Source organism: Acinetobacter sp. ANC_7682 (assembly GCF_056779795.1).
The window spans coordinates 26,021-45,269 of the sequence record NZ_JBWYIQ010000026.1 but is presented as its reverse complement, the minus strand read 5'-3'; the positions used below and the strand labels follow the sequence as shown (position 1 = coordinate 45,269).

Annotated in this window: 14 protein-coding genes; 1 reads left to right on the top strand and 13 read right to left on the bottom strand. The window is 39.9% G+C overall.

The annotated features are described in order from the left end of the window. Window positions 1-432 precede the first annotated feature (432 nt). Window positions 433-909: a hypothetical protein gene (locus AC1M9D_RS10660; RefSeq protein WP_481589013.1), complete on the top strand. Its 477-nt coding sequence runs from the start codon at window positions 433-435 to the stop codon at window positions 907-909. A gap of 88 nt (window positions 910-997) precedes the next feature. Here the strand turns inward: AC1M9D_RS10660 and AC1M9D_RS10655 are convergent, their stop codons facing one another. The 13 genes from AC1M9D_RS10655 to AC1M9D_RS10595 all read right to left on the bottom strand — a co-directional run bounded on the left by AC1M9D_RS10655 (window position 998) and on the right by AC1M9D_RS10595 (window position 19,184). Next, complete coding sequence (locus tag AC1M9D_RS10655; RefSeq protein ID WP_373687177.1) at window positions 998-1,105, bottom strand: KGW motif small protein; 108 nt, start codon at window positions 1,103-1,105, stop codon at window positions 998-1,000. Window positions 1,106-1,390: 285 nt separating this feature from the next. Beyond that, window positions 1,391-2,104: an abortive infection family protein gene (locus AC1M9D_RS10650; RefSeq protein WP_481612148.1), complete on the bottom strand. Its 714-nt coding sequence runs from the start codon at window positions 2,102-2,104 to the stop codon at window positions 1,391-1,393. 134 nt (window positions 2,105-2,238) lie between these two features. Further along, the gene (gene purL / locus AC1M9D_RS10645) at window positions 2,239-6,072 is read right to left on the bottom strand and encodes a phosphoribosylformylglycinamidine synthase (RefSeq protein ID WP_481612147.1); all 3,834 of its coding nucleotides are present in this window, start codon (window positions 6,070-6,072) and stop codon (window positions 2,239-2,241) included. 230 nt (window positions 6,073-6,302) lie between these two features. Continuing rightward, window positions 6,303-7,349, bottom strand: a complete 1,047-nt coding sequence (locus tag AC1M9D_RS10640; RefSeq protein ID WP_481612146.1) for a M20/M25/M40 family metallo-hydrolase — start codon at window positions 7,347-7,349, stop codon at window positions 6,303-6,305. Window positions 7,350-7,465: 116 nt separating this feature from the next. Beyond that, window positions 7,466-8,389, bottom strand: a complete 924-nt coding sequence (gene pstB / locus AC1M9D_RS10635) for a phosphate ABC transporter ATP-binding protein PstB (protein ID WP_035267112.1) — start codon at window positions 8,387-8,389, stop codon at window positions 7,466-7,468. A gap of 12 nt (window positions 8,390-8,401) precedes the next feature. After that, the gene (gene pstA / locus AC1M9D_RS10630) at window positions 8,402-9,790 is read right to left on the bottom strand and encodes a phosphate ABC transporter permease PstA (protein WP_092767090.1); all 1,389 of its coding nucleotides are present in this window, start codon (window positions 9,788-9,790) and stop codon (window positions 8,402-8,404) included. Beyond that, window positions 9,790-11,169, bottom strand: coding sequence for a phosphate ABC transporter permease subunit PstC (gene pstC / locus AC1M9D_RS10625; RefSeq protein ID WP_092767091.1), 1,380 nt, complete (start codon window positions 11,167-11,169; stop codon window positions 9,790-9,792). Before pstC ends, pstA begins: the two co-directional genes overlap by 1 nt. Before the next feature lie 99 nt (window positions 11,170-11,268). Continuing rightward, the gene (locus AC1M9D_RS10620) at window positions 11,269-12,294 is read right to left on the bottom strand and encodes a substrate-binding domain-containing protein (RefSeq protein WP_179997953.1); all 1,026 of its coding nucleotides are present in this window, start codon (window positions 12,292-12,294) and stop codon (window positions 11,269-11,271) included. A 353-nt stretch (window positions 12,295-12,647) separates the two neighbouring features. Next, entirely contained in the window at window positions 12,648-14,180 is a 1,533-nt protein-coding gene (locus AC1M9D_RS10615) for a pyridoxal phosphate-dependent decarboxylase family protein (protein WP_481612145.1), read from the bottom strand. 3 nt (window positions 14,181-14,183) lie between these two features. After that, window positions 14,184-15,557, bottom strand: coding sequence for a diaminobutyrate--2-oxoglutarate transaminase (locus AC1M9D_RS10610; protein WP_035267118.1), 1,374 nt, complete (start codon window positions 15,555-15,557; stop codon window positions 14,184-14,186). Window positions 15,558-15,990: 433 nt separating this feature from the next. Next, window positions 15,991-16,896 (bottom strand): DMT family transporter, encoded by a 906-nt coding sequence (locus AC1M9D_RS10605; RefSeq protein WP_481612144.1) that lies wholly within the window; start codon window positions 16,894-16,896, stop codon window positions 15,991-15,993. Window positions 16,897-16,984: 88 nt separating this feature from the next. Beyond that, the gene (gene hcaD, locus AC1M9D_RS10600; RefSeq protein WP_092767094.1) at window positions 16,985-18,214 is read right to left on the bottom strand and encodes a 3-phenylpropionate/cinnamic acid dioxygenase ferredoxin--NAD(+) reductase subunit; all 1,230 of its coding nucleotides are present in this window, start codon (window positions 18,212-18,214) and stop codon (window positions 16,985-16,987) included. A gap of 4 nt (window positions 18,215-18,218) precedes the next feature. Further along, a complete protein-coding gene (locus AC1M9D_RS10595) occupies window positions 18,219-19,184 on the bottom strand; it encodes a 3-carboxyethylcatechol 2,3-dioxygenase (protein ID WP_481591390.1) in 966 nt (321 codons plus the stop codon). Window positions 19,185-19,249 lie beyond the last annotated feature (65 nt).

Here is a 19,249-nt window from a genome sequence, read left to right as displayed (position 1 = left end):
AATAGACGGAAACGCTTTGGTCTAAGAATGAATTTAATTGCTGGAATGGTGAATTGGATGCTCTTAAATTAACTTTCGCAAGAGATCTAATAGTTACTCAGTTTAATTTTACAGGTATTTTTAAGCTCCAAATGTATTTTTCATATAATTCAACAATTTAAAAAATATTTACTCTACAAAATTCTTTATTTAATTGTTTATTGAAATAGTAGAATTAACTTATAGAGGGCTTTTGATAAAAATCTGCATCACTACTTGTGAGTGACTGTTTGGATATATTCCGTTATTGAACAAAATAGTCATTATTAAGTTTTATTTATACAAATCATCATTAAAGCAAAAAAATTAGCTGGGAATTCAAAGGATTGTCACATTTCTTTCATATCATGACATGGTTCAATTATGAACATATTATAATGAAAGGAGTTTAAAATGAATAAGTTAATTTTATCATCCCTACTTTTAGGTTTGTCTGTTCCAGCGCTCGCTGACTTTAATTGTAACGGTGTAATTAAGAATAAAACCATTGATGACAATGTAAAAGTGACACAACCATGTACGCTTGATCAAGTTACAGTCAAAGGCAATGTAATGCTCTATTCAAATGCGCAAGCAACTATTTTAAATAGCACGATTGACGGTAACCTCGAATCTAAAGGAAATTTTGGTCAAGTGACGGCTAAAAACAATAGCATTGACGGCAATATTCAACTTGAAAAAGGTAAAACGATCCAACTGCACAATAACCGTGTAGATGGCAATATTGAACTTAAAGAAAATCGTTCAAGCATTCAGGTTACTGCAAATCAGGTCGATGGTAATTTAAAATGTGAGTCAAATAGCCAAACTCCAAAAGGCGGACAAAACCGCGTTAAGGGGGACAAAGAAGGACAATGTCGTAGCTTGTAATCATTTATTCGATCAGCATCAACTTAAAGATTCATGAACTGAGCTTTAAATTCGAATTTAAAGAAAGCCACCTTAAGGTGGCTTTTTTTTACGCAGTTAAGAAATAACCTGCAATTAAAAATAGGATTTGAAGACTGGCCACAAAAGCGAATAGCTTCCAGCCTTTTTGCCTCAACTCGTGTTTGTTCAGTATCATCATTGTTTTGGTCATATCGTCACCTCATACCTGAGTTAAAAACGAACCGCATTAAATTCTTACTTATTATGGTTAGCTATATGTCCAATAAACACACTTGTCCTAACCTCTATATAAAAGCAAAAACCAAACCAAGTCCAGTGGGAGAAAGATTTTGAAACCAAATCTATAAAAACAAAAAACCACCAAAATGGTGGCTGAATAAGCTCATGTTAGCGAATCTAAATTTATTTTTCCATAAGGTAAATTTAAGATACTATTTAACAATGCTTTTTATTAATAAATTTATTCATTATTTTCTTTTAAGCTCCACGTTGAAAATAAAAAAACTGACATTGTTCCAGCTAAATTGACTGCCAATTCAGCATGACGCGATGCAGGCTTAAAATTCTTTTTGCCCTGACCATGTGCATCCCCTACTTTGTTTCTCAATGATCCTAAGCCTCCAATCACTGAACTACATCCTCCAAGAATCTGTTTAAAAGTTTGTTCTGTGTGTTGAGAAGGTGCTAAATTTAATTCTTTACTGACTAATCTATATAGTTGATTAATATCAGGCGCATTTCCGTAGTCAATTTGATGTTCATCAAGAATATATTTACAAGTCGACTCTAAAAGTGTCCTTGCTAATGTAATAGCACCATCAGGATCAGTTACTCTCCGCTCTAATGCTTTCTGCCATATTTGATGAATATAATCAGAACTTAATTCGTTAATTCTCAACTCCACTACTTGATCTAAGGGAGAAGTATTTCTACTTTCTAAAACATTCAATAACTCTTTAAATTCTGAATAAATATAATTCTCACGTTCCACATAAGATTTAAAATCCCATTTAATTCTCGCTTCAAACTCATCTAAGGTATTTGTATCTTTAACAATAAATGGAATATATCCATAAAGGTTTTTTATCAGCAATTCTTTTCTAAGCTCTTGAAATGCCTCTGAGGTACCTTTTTCATAACTATCTGTAGCCCTAGCTATTAGCAATTCACGCAAGTGTAATACTTTTTAAATTAGACCAGACATTTGAGAACTCTTTATTTTTTTTCAACTCAATTCTACATCTTCAAAACAATAATTTACCTATGAAAAAGCCACCTTATGGTGGCTTTTTCAATCTATTGATTTAATCAACCAATAAACTTACGAGCATTACGGAACATACGTAACCATGCACCATCTTGATCCCAATCTTCAGGTTTCCAAGAGTGCTGAATCGCACGGAAGTTACGCTCTGGATGAGGCATCATAATCGTTGCACGACCATCAGTTGAAGTCACACCTGTAATTGCTTCAGGTGAGCCGTTCGGGTTCAATGGGTAATGTTGAGTTGGATTACCTTGGCTATCAACATAACGTAAAGTCACTTGATTACCCGCATTCAATGCAGCAATAGAGCTGTCCGCTGCAACAACGCGACCTTCACCATGCGCCACAGCAATTGGTAAAATCGAACCTTCCATACCTTCTAACAGTACAGATTTAGATTTTTCAACACAAACGTTTACAGCTCGCGCTTCAAACATTTCTGATACGTTACGATGGAAACGTGGCCAGTTTTCAGCACCTGGAATGAGTGGAGCCAATTGAGACAACATTTGGCAACCGTTACAGATACCGAGTGAGAATGTTTCTTGACGGTTAAAGAATTTCTCAAATTGATCACGAAGTTTAGGATTGAACAATACTGACTTCGCCCAACCACCACCAGCGCCTAAAACGTCACCGTAAGAGAAACCACCACATGCCACTAAACCTTCAAATTCATCAAGGCTTACACGACCAGCGAGTAGGTCACTCATATGGACATCAATCGTATTGAAACCAACTTTGTCGAATGCAGCTGCCATCTCCACATGACCATTTACACCCTGCTCACGCAAGATTGCCATATTCGGACGACGTGTATTGATATACGGTGCTTCAATTTCTTCATTCAAATCGAATGTCGCTTTTGCAATAAGACCTTTATGATCTTTATTCGCAATTAGACTATATTCTTGATCTGCAGTTTCCACGTTGTCACGTAAACGTTGAATCTGATGTGACACTTCAGTCCACGCTTGTTGCAGTTCAACACGATCTAGCGTTAAACCATTGATCGTTAGCGTATCAGTAGTATTCACTGTACCAACGACACTGATCGCATCTTTTAAGCTTGATGCTGAAACTTCAGTCTGTAGTGCATCCCAATCAGCTTTAGCAATTTGTAATACTGCACCAATTTCTTCAGCAAATAAGCTTGCTACAGATTGATCTTCTAAAGCCACACCCAAACGTGAAGCGAACATCATCTCTGCAACAGTTGCGATTAAACCACCATCACCGATATCATGGTAAGCTTTAATTAAGCCACGGTTGTTCCAATCTTGCACCAATGCAAAGAATGCTTTGAAGTCATCGAAGCTATCTACATCTGGTGTAACCGAACCAATTGCTTTATACACTTGCGCAAGGATCGAACCACCAAGACGGAATTGACCTTTAGACAAATCAATACGTACAAGTACTGAATCTAAGTTTTTCAATTCTGGTGTTAATGTCTTACGCACATCAGTCACTGGTGCAAATGCTGTGATCACACCTGACATTGGAGAAGTTACAGACTTATCTTCACCTTCGTCATTCCAAGTCGTACGCATCGATAAAGAATCTTTACCTACAGGAATTGCGATGCCAAGCGCAGGACACATTTCCATACCGATGGCTTTTACACCTTCAAATAATGCTTGGTCTTCGCCTACTTGACCTGCTGCAGCCATCCAATTCGCAGACAATTTAATGTCGCTGATTTTCTCGATTTTTGCAGACATGATGTTGGTGATTGACTCAGCCACTGCTAAACGTGCAGATGCCGCAGGATTTAACAATGCTACAGGTGGACGTTCACCCATTGCCATTGCTTCGCCTGTGTAGCCCACTAAACTTGTTGTTGTTACCGCAGCATCTGCTACAGGCACTTGCCATGGACCAACCATTTGGTCACGTGCAACCATACCTGTAATTGAACGGTCACCAATGGTAATTAAGAATGATTTAGACGCAACTGTTGGGTTCTTAATCACACGGTAAATCGCATCTTTAAGATCAGTCACTTGTGCAGCATCAAAGTCATCACCGTGACGTTCTATACAGTCATACGCGCGGCTCATACGTGGCGTACCACCTAAGATCACTTGCATTGGTACATCAACTGGGTTGTTACCAAACAATGGATCTTCAACCGTTAAATGACGCGCTTCAGTCGCTTCACCTAATACGGCAAACGGACAACGTTCACGCGCACAGATTGATTCAAATAATTCTAATGAAGATGGACGGATCGCCAATACATAACGCTCTTGCGCTTCATTTGACCAAATTTCCATTGGCGCCATACCTGGCTCCAATGATGGTACTTTACGAAGATCAAGTTTTGCACCTAATTCGTGGTCATTTACCAGTTCAGGCATCGCATTTGAAATACCACCTGCACCCACGTCATGTACAGACACGATTGGGTTGTGGTCTTCCATACGCCAGCAGGTATCAATTACTTCTTGGCAACGACGTTCCATTTCTGGGTTTTCACGTTGTACAGAAGCAAAGTCTAAGTTCTCGCCCATTGTACCGCTATCTACAGAAGATGCCGCACCCCCCCCAAGACCGATGAGCATTGCAGGACCACCAAGCACGATCAATAAATCGCCCGGTTGGATCGCATCTTTTTCAACATGGTCAGGACGGATGTTACCGTAACCACCAGCAATCATAATTGGCTTATGGAAACCTTTTACATCTCCATTTACATTTTGCTCGAATGTACGGAAGTAACCATTTAACGCAGGACGACCAAATTCGTTGTTAAAGGCAGCACCACCCAATGGACCTTCAATCATAATTTGAAGTGGAGATGCCATACGAGATGGTTTACCGTAGTTTTCTTCCCATGGCTGTTCGAAGCCTGGAATATTCAAGTTAGATGTAGTGAAACCTGTTAAGCCTGCTTTTGGCTTACCACCACGACCTGTTGCACCTTCATCACGGATTTCACCGCCCGAACCTGTTGCCGCACCTGCAAATGGTGCAATCGCTGTAGGATGATTGTGGGTTTCCACTTTCATTAAGATGTGGGCAGCTTGGCTCTTATATTTATAAACATAATGACCGTTTTCATCTTTTTTCGGATAAAAACGTTGCGTATCAAAACCAACAATCACTGAAGCATTGTCTTTATATGCTGACAATACATCTGTAGGTGATTCTTTATAGGTATTTTTAATCATTTGGAACAATGACAATGGTTGGACTTCACCATCAATTGTCCATTCTGAACCAAAGATTTTATGACGACAATGCTCAGAGTTCGCTTGTGCAAACATCATGAGTTCAATGTCATGCGGATTGCGACCTAACTTGATAAATGCATCAGTCAAGTAATCAATTTCTTCATCCGATAAAGCAAAACCAAATTCAGAGTTTGCTTTAACGAGCGCTTCTTTACCTAGACCTAGAATATCAATCGAGTTCAGCGGTTTTGGCTCAGTTTCAGTGAATAAAGCAGCAGCATCGTCAATTTGATTGAAAACACTTTCTGTCATTCGGTCATGCAGAATTTGCTTAATTTCATTTGAAACGTCTTTTACACCCTTCAAAGTAAACAAAACACCGCGTTCAAGACGATGAACCGGTGTGTTGCAGTTCGCGAAAATATCGGTCGCTTTTGAAGACCACGGCGAAATTGTGCCTACGCGTGGAGTGACTAAGATTTGAATCTCATCTGTGGCTGCTTGGCGTAATTCAAATGACGCACCATCATTTAGAAGCTGTAAAGCGGATTGCTGTTGTTGCTCGTTGAGCGCTTGGTCGAATAAATAAACCCATTGACTTTCTATTGATTGAACCGAACTAATTGACTGTAAACGAGTTAATAGTTGCGTTTGCTTAAAAGAAGAGTGTGCTGGTGCACCGGCCACGATAAACATGCTGATTTTGGCTCCACGGGATGGTCTTTTGAACCATGCCACAATGTGACTTGAAGAGAGCGCATATTCTACTGTGTATTGCAAAATTCAGCTAGATAGCAAAACTGCTTTAAGACATATTTTCGATCGAGTTTACGAATAAATCTTTTTTATTCAGTAAAAAAAATTGAATTGCACCCTATGATGCAATTCAAATGAGATACGCCTAAATAATTCTTCAGTCATCTCAACTATTGAGTGTTGGTGACTTTTAACAGATGTTGAATCGCCTCTAGAGCCATAATCATAGATTTTGGATCAACTAAATCCTTGGTATCACAAGCTTGGTGATAACATGGCGCAAAATCTAAAATTATCTCCCCCTCTTTTGCACCTGGACGTTCTTGTTCATTAAATAAAATGATCGATGTGACCGGCACTTTTCCTAGAAATGGTGATGTGTCGCTTGCTGTTAAAGTGGTGATGTCTTCTTTGATCGTTAAGTTCTTTGCTTTAAAGAATGATTTTAAATGTTCTTCAAGCGCAGTATCTTCTGGATGACTAGGTAAAGACTTTAAGCCATCAATCATTGGTTTATAGTCAGATTCAGATAATCCAGCAGACTTAAATTGGGCTTCTAAATCTTTTAATGAAGATTTATCTACATCAGCAACCAAAATATTCGGATTTTTTGTACCGACCATATCAACATTGATATAAGCCTTTATTCCCTTCAGCTGTTCAGGTGTCATTTTAGCAACAAAATCTTGCGAACCTCCGATACCATCTTCTTCAGAATCCCAAAATGCAAGGTAAATTGTATTTTGAGGATGATTTTCAGATTTTGAATAATGTTGTAATAGCTCTAATAGAACGGCTACACCTGTACCATTATCATTGATCCCAGGCCCTGTGGTCACAGAATCATAATGCGCACCGATTATCGTAGCTAAATCAGGATTTTTACCTTTGATTTCGATAATAATATTCTGACCTACAATCTTATTGCGATTTTCAAACGGCAACATCTGAGCGTGCAAACCAGCTTTTTTTGCCTCTTCAATAATATAGGTTGCAGTTGTCTTACCACCATCCGTTCCAACTGCGCGATTACCGCCATGAGCTGATGCAATATCTTCTAAGGCACTAAGATGACTCATGAGACGTTGTTCGATCAAATTCGAAGTATTGATTTGCGTGGTTACTTGTTGATTTTGATTTGGTGTATGTGAGCAAGCACTCAACATAAAAATACTGGTCATTAATGCTGTTAAACAAAGTATTTTTTTCATTGTCATCTGGATATCAGTTTATTAAGAATTCCATTTTAGGGAATAACCTTATTTCATCCACAGATTTTTGTAATAAAAAAAGAGCCCGAAGACTCTTTTTATTTATGTTTCTAAATTTTTAATTAACCAAATCGACCCGTAATATATGCCTCAGTCAATTGATGATCAGGTTGAGTAAATACTTTTTCTGTCGAATTCACTTCAATCAAATCACCTAAATGGAAATAGGCAGTACGGTCTGATACACGTGCAGCTTGTTGCATTGAGTGCGTAACAATTGCAATAGTATATTGTGTTGAAAGCTCAGCGATTAACTCTTCAACTTTAGCCGTAGCAATTGGGTCAAGTGCTGAACAAGGTTCGTCCATTAAAATCACTTCTGGCGAAACTGCAATAGTTCGAGCAATACATAGACGTTGCTGTTGACCGCCTGATAAACCAGTTCCAGGCTGATTCAAACGATCCTTAACTTCATCCCACAAACCCGCTTTACGTAAACTATTTTCAACGATCTCTTCTAAATCATATTTGTCACGTGCTAAACCATGGAGTTTAGGTCCGTATGCAACGTTTTCAAAAATTGATTTTGGGAATGGGTTTGGCTTTTGGAACACCATACCCACTTGCGCACGAAGTAGTACTACGTCGAGATTAGGATCATAAATGTCTTGATTATCCAACATGACTTTACCCGTTACCCGACAACTATCTATCGTGTCGTTCATACGATTTAAAGTACGTAGGAATGTTGACTTACCACATCCAGATGGACCAATAAAAGCAATCACTTCATTTTGGTAAATATTAAGATCAATGCCTTTAATCGCTTCAGATTCACCATAATAAACATGAACATCAGTTGTACTCAGTTTTACAACATCCGATTTTGCTTCTTTTTTATTTTCGCTTTGCGTGTCAAATTGTGAAACAAACGAAGTTGACGTTTTTTGATTTGCATCTTGAGATGTAAATTGTGTTTGATCTGAATTCACTGATTGATCCTTTTTTAAGGAATTTTGAGTTACTTGCGAAGTTACTGTATTCATATTTTGCTCCGACTACCAACGGACTTCAAATTTCTTACGTAACCAGATCGCTAAACTATTTAAGCTAATCATCATCGCAAGGAGAACAATAATGGCTGCAGCAGTACGACCTTCAAAGAAGTTACGAAGTTCATTACCCTGCCACAAGAAAATCTGTACAGGCAGCGCTGTAGATTGATCGAATGGGCTTGCTGGAACACTGGCTACAAAAGCACTCATACCAATCAACAACAACGGCGCAGTCTCACCCAATGCTTGAGCCACACCAATAATCGCACCTGTTAAAATACCTGGTAATGCCAAAGGCAGGACGTGATGAAAAACAGTTTGCAGTCTTGATGCACCCAATCCCAATGCAGCTTGGCGAATCGAAGGTGGAACGGCTTTTAAAGAAGCTCGTGTCGTAATAATCACCGTTGGCAACGTCATTAAACTTAACACAAGACCACCTACCAAAGGGGCAGATAATGGTAAATGCATCCAACCAATAAAAATTGCAGCACCAAGCAAACCGAATACAATCGATGGAACAGCAGCCAAATTATTGATGTTGACTTCTACAATATCTGTAATCCAGTTCTTTGGTGCGAACTCTTCAAGATAGATCGCAGATGCAACACCGATTGGAATCGAAATAAAGATTACAATCAACATCATGAACAATGAGCCCATGAATGCACCAGCTAAACCAGATGTCGCTGGTGAACTACGAGAGTCAGGACTCGTGAAAATATTCGTGTTAAATGAATTTTCGATAACACCTTTAGCCTTGAGTTCATCGGCAATTTGACGAATCTCAGGACTAAGTTGTTGCTGTTCATCTGGCAAAGAACGATCAATATTACCTGCAAGCCACACATCAATATTTGCATCAGCAAGGACTTTTACATCCACTGTTTTACCAACCAAGCTTGGATCATTCATCACCATATCACGGATACGATATGCTTCAGAGCTCGTATAGATATAGCTTAAATCATCACGTTGGGCTTCAAGTTGAGGGTCTTGTTTGATCATGGCATTGATGATCAATGCATCCCAATCCACCATGCCAACTTCAGTCTGCCACTCAATAAAGCGTTCTTCATACTGAGCTGGATTCTCACCTTCAGCCAGTACAGGCTTTGGACCAACTTCAACAATTTTTGGATCGAAATAGATTGGCAAATTCATGCTACTTTGCCAAAAAGCAGGCAAGCCTTTCGCTAAAATACTACCGAATAGCAATACTACGAAGAATAAGCCAGCAATCACTGCTGAAAAACCGAAGAAACGGAACGTCTTTTCTTTACGATGACGTTTAGCTAAAGAATTCTGAATAGTCTTCTTACGCTTTTCTCTAAGCTGCTCAGCTGTTGCTGAATCAACTGTCTCGAGAGTATTAGGATTAGAAGTACTCATTAGTCGTATTGCTCACGGTATTTACGCACGATGTAAAGTGCAACAATGTTCAAACCTAAAGTAATCACAAACAATGTAAGTCCTAGTGCGAAAGCGACTAATGCTTGCGGACTTGCAAAGTCAGTATCACCTGTTAATTGATTAACAATCGTAATCGTTACGGTCGAAACAGCTTCTAATGGATTTGCGTGTAAAAGAGGACTGTTACCAGCTGCTAGAACTACGATCATAGTTTCGCCAATTGCACGGGAAGCAGCCAATAAAAATGCACCAATAATGCCAGGCAACGCTGCTGGAATGACCACTTTACGAATCGTTTCAGATTTGGTCGCCCCTAATCCTAAAGATCCATCACGTAATGCTCGAGGCACTTGAGTAATAATGTCATCAGATAAAGAAGACACAAAAGGAATGATCATGATTCCCATGACAAAACCTGCAGTGAGCGCACTCGTTGCGTTGATATCAATACCAACCATTGCCCCTACAGTTTTAATAAATGGGCCAATAATCATGAGTGCAAATACACCATAAACGATCGTTGGAATACCAGCTAAAACTTCAATGGTCGGTTTTGCCCAAGAACGGAAGCGAGGAGAAGCATATTCAGCCAAATAAATCGCGATCATTAAACCTACTGGTACAGCAACCAATAGTGCGATCCCACTGACCATGAGCGTACCCCACAACAATGGAAGTAAACCATAGCTTCCTTCTGCACTTCCCGAAGTACTGAAACCCGGGTTCCACTCTGTTCCAAAGAAGAAATCAAAAGGATTAACAAAGCTGAAGAAGCGCATCGCTTCTCCAAACATCGACATTACAATTCCAAGTGTTGTAAGAATTGCGACACCAGAACATAAAGCTAAGCCAACATTGATGACTTTCTCGACCTGATTACGCGCTCTAAAATCTTGGCTAATTCTTTTTTTTGCCCATACTAACCCTGCCAATGCAGCGCAAATGACAACTGCTAATTTTGCAAAAGAGCCAATAGTTGAAAATTTACTCAGTTGCTCTGCAGCTGCAACTTCATAGGACGTTGCTGTATCACTGACACCAAATCCGGATGCAATCGCTTGAACACGGTCAACAACTACGTTTAGGCTTGCTGGATCTAGACTTGCTTTAATATCCTGTGGCAAATGATTAAGCACCACCTGCTCCAAGATCGTTGGCTCAACCAAGTTCCAAACAATCAAAATTAAAAATGCAGGGATACCACACCACAACGCAACTAATGCCCCATAGTAACCAGGACGTGAATGCAAAGCGGCAGAGTTATTTCCCTGACCTGCTAAGTTACGGCTTTTGCGTAATCCGATTTGATAGGCAATGGCGATGATCGCCAGTAACACACCTATAAGTAGCAGATTCATGTATTCTCCACTGTCTTTTCAATTTTCATGGTTTGAAAAAACTTTTTTCAATGAAAAAACCAATGGCAGGATAATTCCTGCCATTAGTTTGTCGTTTGATTACTTAACAGCTTTACCTGCTTTAAAGTTTGCCAAAATTGATGCGCGTTCTTTGTCAGAGAGTGAAATTAAGCCCGCTTTTTCTAACTTAGAACCTTTACCTGAAACACGCTTGTTTAAGAAATACTCAGTAAACTGTGGTAAACCTTTGATTGATTTCAAGTGTTCACCTTTTACATAGAAGAATAATGGGCGTGATACAGGGTAAGAACCATTTAAAATCGTGTTTTCAGACGGTGCCACATTGTTCACAGTTGCAACGCGTAAACGGTCACGGTTTTGATCATAGAAACCTAAACCAAACACACCAACAGCACTTGGAGAAGTTTTTAAGCGTGCAAGTGTTTCTGTATAGTCACCCGCAATTTCCACAACACGACCATCTTTACGGAACGTTGTGCAAGCTTTCTTTTTGGCATCTTTATCTAAAGCTTTAATAGCAGCATACGATTCACAACCAGCGTCCACCATTTTCTCCTGGAAGACTTCACGTGTACCATGATTCGAAGCTGGGATTACAAGCGTGATTGGCTCATTTGGTAATGATTTATCAATTTGATTCCAACGTGTATATGGGTTTTTTACCATTTTACCGTTTGAAGGCAATTCAGCTGCCAAAGCTGCAAATACATGTTGTGGACGTAATTTATAAGCTGCTTTGTTAGCATTTGAAGCAAATACGATACCGTCGTAACCGATTTTAATTTCTAATACTTGGTTAACGCCATTTTTCTTACATTCAGCCAATTCGCTCGATTTAATTGCACGAGATGAGTTAGCAATATCGATCGTATTGTCGCCAACACCATTACAAAATTGTTTTAAACCACCCGACGAACCGCCTGAACCAACTACTGGTGTTTTAAATTGAGGGAAGTTATTACCGAATTCTTCAGCCACAATACTTGCATATGGCAATACTGTAGAAGAACCCGCAATTTGAATTGTGTCACGTGCTGCATTTGCGGTTGTTGCTACAGCTGCCCCAGAAAGTGCTAATGCAATTGCAATATTTGTAAAGCGCATCATGTTATCTCTCAATTTATGCAAATTTGGAGTACGCTACTTTTTATTGAAGTATTGTACTTATTTCGATACATGCATTTTGATTTGATAATATGACAATAAGGTTACAGCTTTATTACGATTTTATTATTTTTATTACACCAACCTGCTTATTTATTTTTTAATTATATTTCAACGATTTATAATAATTACGGTTAAATACTGATATTTTTATTACCTACTTATTCTTTAATAATTATCCCCCTAATTCTGCATAAAGATTTCTTCAATCATGATCTAAAAATATGTCAAAGTTATGAATTTTGAATATCAAAAAAGCGCTCAATTGAGCGCTTTTTTTCAAAAACAATCTATTAATCGATTGGTGGCGTATATGTACCATCAGCAATTGAAGCTTTGATGCGATCAGACTCAGCCAGTACAAGCGCAAGCAAGTTCTTCACATTGTCTAAAGTTGCCACTGGACTTAAAGTTGTCATTTTCAATGATTGAACCTGACCGACTTTAGTCACACCAATATTCGCTTCACCACGTGCAAACAATTCATCCGCAACGTTTTGGTTCAGTGTATCGAGTAATTCTGTTGGGTAACCTTCAGGAATTACACGGAATAAGACTGATGCAAATTGTGGCTCAACCAATAACTCTAAACCATCTGTTGCTTTAATATAATCTGCAACATCACGCGTTAAAGTAACACCATGATCAATCATAGAGCCGTAAAGCTCTTCACCGAGTGCTTCAATCGTCATCCACAATTTCAACGCATCAAAACGACGTGTAGTTTGTAGAGATTTAGAAACAAGGTTTGGTACGCCATGCTCTTCATCATAAGCAGAGTTTAAGTATTCCGCTTCATAATGCATAAAGCAATAGTTCGCTTCATCTTTAAGTAAGAATGCACCACAAGAAATCGTTTGGAAGTAATGCTTATGGAAATCAAGTGTGATTGAATCAGAAAGCTCGATACCATCTAACAAATCACGGTGATTATTAGATAGGATTAAAGCACCGCCCCATGCTGCATCGATATGCATCCACGCGCCGTACTTGTTGGTGATTTCACGGACTTTCTTTAAAGGATCAATTGCACCCGCATCGGTAGTACCTGCAGTTGCAACCACACATGCCACAATTTTGCCTTCATTTTGAAGGTGTGCCATGGTTTTCTCTAGTGCATCCATGTCCATACGCGCATTTTCGTCAACAGGCACAGTCACTACAGATTGGAAGCCCATTCCCATCATCGCCATGTTCTTTTGCACAGAGAAGTGAGCATTTTCAGAACAAATGACTTTAACGTTACGCATCGCTTCCGCAGGTACGCCATCACGCTGAACAGACCACGGATTGCCGTTTTCGTCTTTCCAGTTTTTCGCGATACATGCATCACGTGCAAGCAATACACCCATCAAGTTTGACTGCGTACCGCCAGAGGTGAACACACCTGCTTGACCTGCACCATAACCAACTTTTTGACGAAGCCAATCGATCAACTGAACTTCCATCAATGAACCTGCAGGGCTTTGATCCCATGAGTCCATCGATTGGTTAGTTGCGTTAATGAGTACTTCTGCGATTTGGCTAGTCACCATAGTAGGACAATGCAAATGCGCCAAAGAATGAGGATGATGTACTTTTAAGCTCTTATTAAGGAATAGCTCAACCATACGCTCTAATGACTTTTCCACACCCAATCCTTCTTTAGAAGGATTAAATGCAATTGCACTGCGAAGCTCTTTAATGCTACCGCCTGTGTACATTTTGTCATTTTGTAACCAAGCTGCTACTGCTTGAGTTGCCTGATCCATTGCTGACGTATAGTCAGCAATGGATGCAGCATCATTACAGAGCAAAGCTTTACGGTGTTCTGCAAAATCTACCATGAATTAAGCGCCTCGTACCGCAACTAATGCTTCAGAAATTGCTTTCTTAAAGCGCACAATTACTTCTTCACATTCAGCTTGGTTAATAATTAATGGGCAAAGTAGACGAATCACTGTACCGTTACGTCCACCCTTTTCTAACAACAATTTGTTGTTGAAACACGCTGCTTGGATTGCAGCAGCCAATTGACCATCTGCAGGAAGTGAACCCATATGGTCAGCAGGTTTACGCTCATCAACGATTTCGATACCGATCATTAAACCGCGGCCACGTACATTACCGATACATGGGAATTCTGCAGCTAATTTCTTCAATTCAGCTTGAAGGAAATCACCGCGCTCTTGTGCATTTTGCGCAAGATTTTGTTCTTTAATCGTTTTGATCGTAGCAAGACCAGTACCCATAGCCAATTGGTTACCACGGAAAGTACCCGTGTGACCTGCAGGCTGCCAAGCATCAAACTTACGCTTAATACCAAGTACTGCAAGTGGTAAGCTTCCACCTACTGCTTTCGACATCACTACAACATCAGGTTCGATACCCGCATGTTCAAAGGCAAACATTTTTCCTGAACGCGCGAAACCAGCTTGTACTTCATCAAGAATTAAAACGATATTGTGCTTTTCAGTCACTTCACGAATTTTTTTCAACCATTTCACAGGTGCTGTAACCACACCGCCCTCACCTTGAATCGCTTCAAGGATAACTGCAGCAGGCTTAGTCACACCGCTTTCAACATCTTCGATGAAATTTTCAAAAAAATAAGTAAGCGCGTCAACACCCGCTTCACCACCTAAACCTAGTGGGCAACGGTATTCATGTGGATACGGCATGAATTGAACGCCTGGCATTAAACCATTAACAGCGTTTTTAGCAGACAAATTACCTGTCATTGCTAATGAGCCGTGAGTCATACCATGGTAGCCACCAGAGAAGCTGATCACAGTGCCACGGCCAGTATATGTTTTTGCAAGTTTAATTGCTGCTTCTGTACCATCTGCACCAGATGGACCACAGAACTGTAGGCAGTACTCTTCTTTACCACCCGGTAATTCAGCAAGTAAAGCTTCAGTAAAAGCATCTTTTAAAGGTGTCGTTAAATCCAAAGTATGTAATGGAAGACCACTCGCTAAAGTGTCTTGAATACTTTGAATGACCGCAGGATGATTATGGCCCAAAGCCAATGTTCCTGCCCCAGCTAAACAATCGAGGTACTCTGTACCTTCAACATCAGTAACCCAGCAACCTTGAGCTTTTGCTATCGCTAACGGCAATTTACGTGGATAGCTACGAACATTAGATTCCATCTGACTTTGGCGAGTCAAATAGTATTCGTTAGTAGAATTAGGTGCAGGATTTACAGAAGAAACGCTCATATCGAATTACCATCTCTGATATGGGTTAATAGAAATAAGTCGGGTGACTTGCGGTCCTTTGACTCGGTGCTTTATAGAGTTCTAGTTAGCCTATTGTGTAGAGTTATAACTAGAGGGCGCGATGATAACGAATTTTGAAATAAAATAAATAGATTTCTATCGTTTTCACCAGCAGATTCTAAAATATTAATGTGACAAATTGATAACTTGTATAGATTTCAAACTGTACCACTTCTATTTTAGATAAGTTTGAACTTGAGCTAAAGTAAAACAGTCCAAATTATGCAAAAAATGTTCAATTTTTTTTGCTGATTTGAACTGACTTTTTCAGTATTCCTAAATTCGAGCTTGGGCTAAAGCATAGTTTTGTAACATTATGAATCTTATATATTCATGTAGTTGTACGTGTGTGATTAAAACCACTTTTTTTCACTCATTTTTTTAAGAATAGTTTCAAGAGTTCTCGATTAAAATACATCAGCAACCCCATCATCACAACGACAATCCCCCACAAGGCTTCATTATGAATAATTTCATTATTTAAGGATGCCCCCAAAACTAGGGCGATGACTGGCGTCATGACATTACTCAAAGACACTGTCGACGCTGCTAAGCGGCGGATTAACCAAAAATAGCACAGCATCGCAACAATTGATGACATGATCATTGTAAACAAAAAACCCACCATCGCTTGCGTACTTGGTAGCACAGTTGGGATTTGTTGCCAAATGAATGGAATGATTAAGAGTGATCCTAAAGCTGAAAAGATTAATGAACCTGTCGCCTGACTCATGGGGCTTAAAGGTGCATTAATTTCTTTGACCCAAAAAATCGAACTGATATACGACACCATACTGATCAGCATCAGAACCACACCCCAAGGATTGACTCGCTCATCTGCAGATTCTGCAAAAACAAATGTGAGACCCAATACGGCAATGACCATTCCACTCCATTGTAAAATAGACAACTTATGTGTTTTTAGGATGAGATGTCCAATGAGACCTGCAATTAATGGCGAAAATCCGAAGATCAGTGCCATTAAGCCTGACGTTAAATAATTTGCTGCTAAGTAGATAAATAACTGCGCACCTATTAAATTTAGGCTACCAGCCACATAACTTTTCAGCGATACATGATCAAACGGGAGTGGATCACGCATCATTTTGAGCAACGCCAAAGCAATTATAGATGCACCAAAGTATCGAATGATGAGCACCCACATTGGATGAATTTCTGCAACACTCCATACAATGGCAAGTGGTGTTGCAGCCCATATCAATACCAATAAGGCATATATACTCGCAACAACCATTATATTCGAGGAACTAGAATTCATAATTTGCTCAAAATTAAATCAATATTTTCTTAGGCACATAAAAAACAGACCTAAGTTACCCTAGGTCTGTTGCACAATCTCACCAAGTTTACTTCACAAGTTTACGAAGGTCTTGGCTAAGATCTAAATATTTATCTGCTTCAAATGCAGCTTGTTTGCTAATCAATTTTTTAAGATGACGCATTTCTTTAGCCGCATTTACCGTAATACCACCAACAATAATACCGTCAGTCACACCGAACAATACAAATGAAGATTCTGCACGTAGCTCAGGATTGATTTCACCACGTACTAACCACTCAGCTGCTGCCATATCACCTACGAATTGGTAGTTAATGTCCAACTGATCTGTCCAGAACCATGCTGGATTAGGAGTAGGATGTTCTACACCCATCACATGGCGTGCAAAGATACCTGCTTGAAGATTGGCATTTTCCCAAGTCTCAACACGACGGTGGTTACCACAGTCACGAAGTTGAGTTGCCACATCACCTGCCGCATAAATATCAGCATTCGAGGTTTGGCAATTTTCGTTTACTTTGATCGCGAGATCAACGTCAAGACCAGCATCAACTGCCAACTGTGCATTTGGCACAATACCGATACCGTAAACCACAGCATCCGCACGAAGTTCTTCGCCATCAGCTAAAGTCACCACAATTTCTTCGCCATCAAGCTTGCAATCTGCAATTGAAGTTGAAAGACGAACATCCACACCTGCCAATTTTTGCTGTTCAAGCAAGAATTCACTCAAGATGCGTGGCGATGAACGCCCCATCACCATTGGTCCCATTTCAATGACAGTGACTTCACATTCTTTGAAACGTGCAGATGATGCAAGCTCAAGACCGATTACACCACCACCAATCAGGATGATACGTTGACCTTTTTGTAACACTGGTACAAGGGCTTGTGAATCTTCAAGATTACGCAGCGTGTAAACATGTTTGCCAAGTGCATCGAAGTTTGGAAGACGACGTGCTGCACCGCCAGTTGCAATCAGCAATTTGTCATAAGCAACAACATCACCATTTTGAAGTTCGACAGTTTTGGCTTCAGCGTTGATTTTCACGACACCATTACCGCGAATTGCTGTCACACCAAGATCTGCTAATTTTTCTTCAGATAAAATTTCAATCTTGGTTTCTTCAGGTTTTAAAATCACGTCTTTAGACAGTGGTGGACGCTCATAAGGAAGATGCGTTTCATCACCAATTAATGTGATTTTACCTTCATATTTGTTTGCACGAAGCTCAAGGATCGCACTTGCGCCTGCTTGACCCGCACCAACGATGACGATGTTGTTTACATTGCTCATGGGATTAACCTTTTAATTCCGCAGATACGATACCGAAGCCCGCAATCCACTCACTAATATCTTCATAGCAGTGAGTTGTCATTTCATACTCACCAACTTCGCTCAGTGCAGCAAATGCTGCCATCCAGCAACGCACTTCTTGACCACCACGACCACCTTCGACACGAATTTCTGCCTCAGTCATCGCTTCCATTGCAGCAAAATCTGCTTGTTTAAATTTCTCAAGCAATGCGATATCCCACTCAGGGCTCAGCGGTACTGCAACTGATGTATCTCCAGCAGCAAGTTTCTGACCAACTGCAATAATTTTCGCTTGACGCGCATTACGTGCTTCTTCAGTTGGATTACGGCCAGCAATTAAAAACTCTTCAACTTCTGGTGGCACTGAACCCATTTGAGGTGTTGGTGGATCATGAGACAAACCACCTGTACCCAATACAAGTACACGCTCATTTTCAAGATTAAGTGACTTTATATATTGTCCAACCGCACGACCTAAAGCAATAGTACGCTTTGTGGTTGGCATTGGAGCGGCAGCGCCATTAATAAATATTGGAATCGTTTTATAACGATCAAGTTTTCCATCACAAAGGAAGTGTAATGGTTGAGTCACACCATGGTCAGCCTGCATACGATATGAGTATGCAACATCAACACCCTCATCTAGAACTTGACGCACAAGCGCCAAAGCCTTGTCTTCAGGAACATCGATTTTATTGTCAATTTTACCGTAATCCCAGTCACCAGCAGCCGTAGCACGGATACCGACACAGAAACTTGGCATAAGGTCGTAGAAAAAACCGTTAAAATGGTCTGGACCAAAAGTAATGATCAGTGTTGGATCGTAAGCTTTTACTTCAGCAGATAATTGTTCAAAAGCAGCACGTACTTTTTGCTCTTTTGACTGATCTTGAGGTGAAGCAAATTCCATTAAAGGACTGTGCGAAGCACAAATAAGTTTAACGGCCATGAGAGACTCCTTAAAAGGAAGGCAGCCTTAGAACAGGCTGCCGATAAGTCCATTTTTTAGACTAG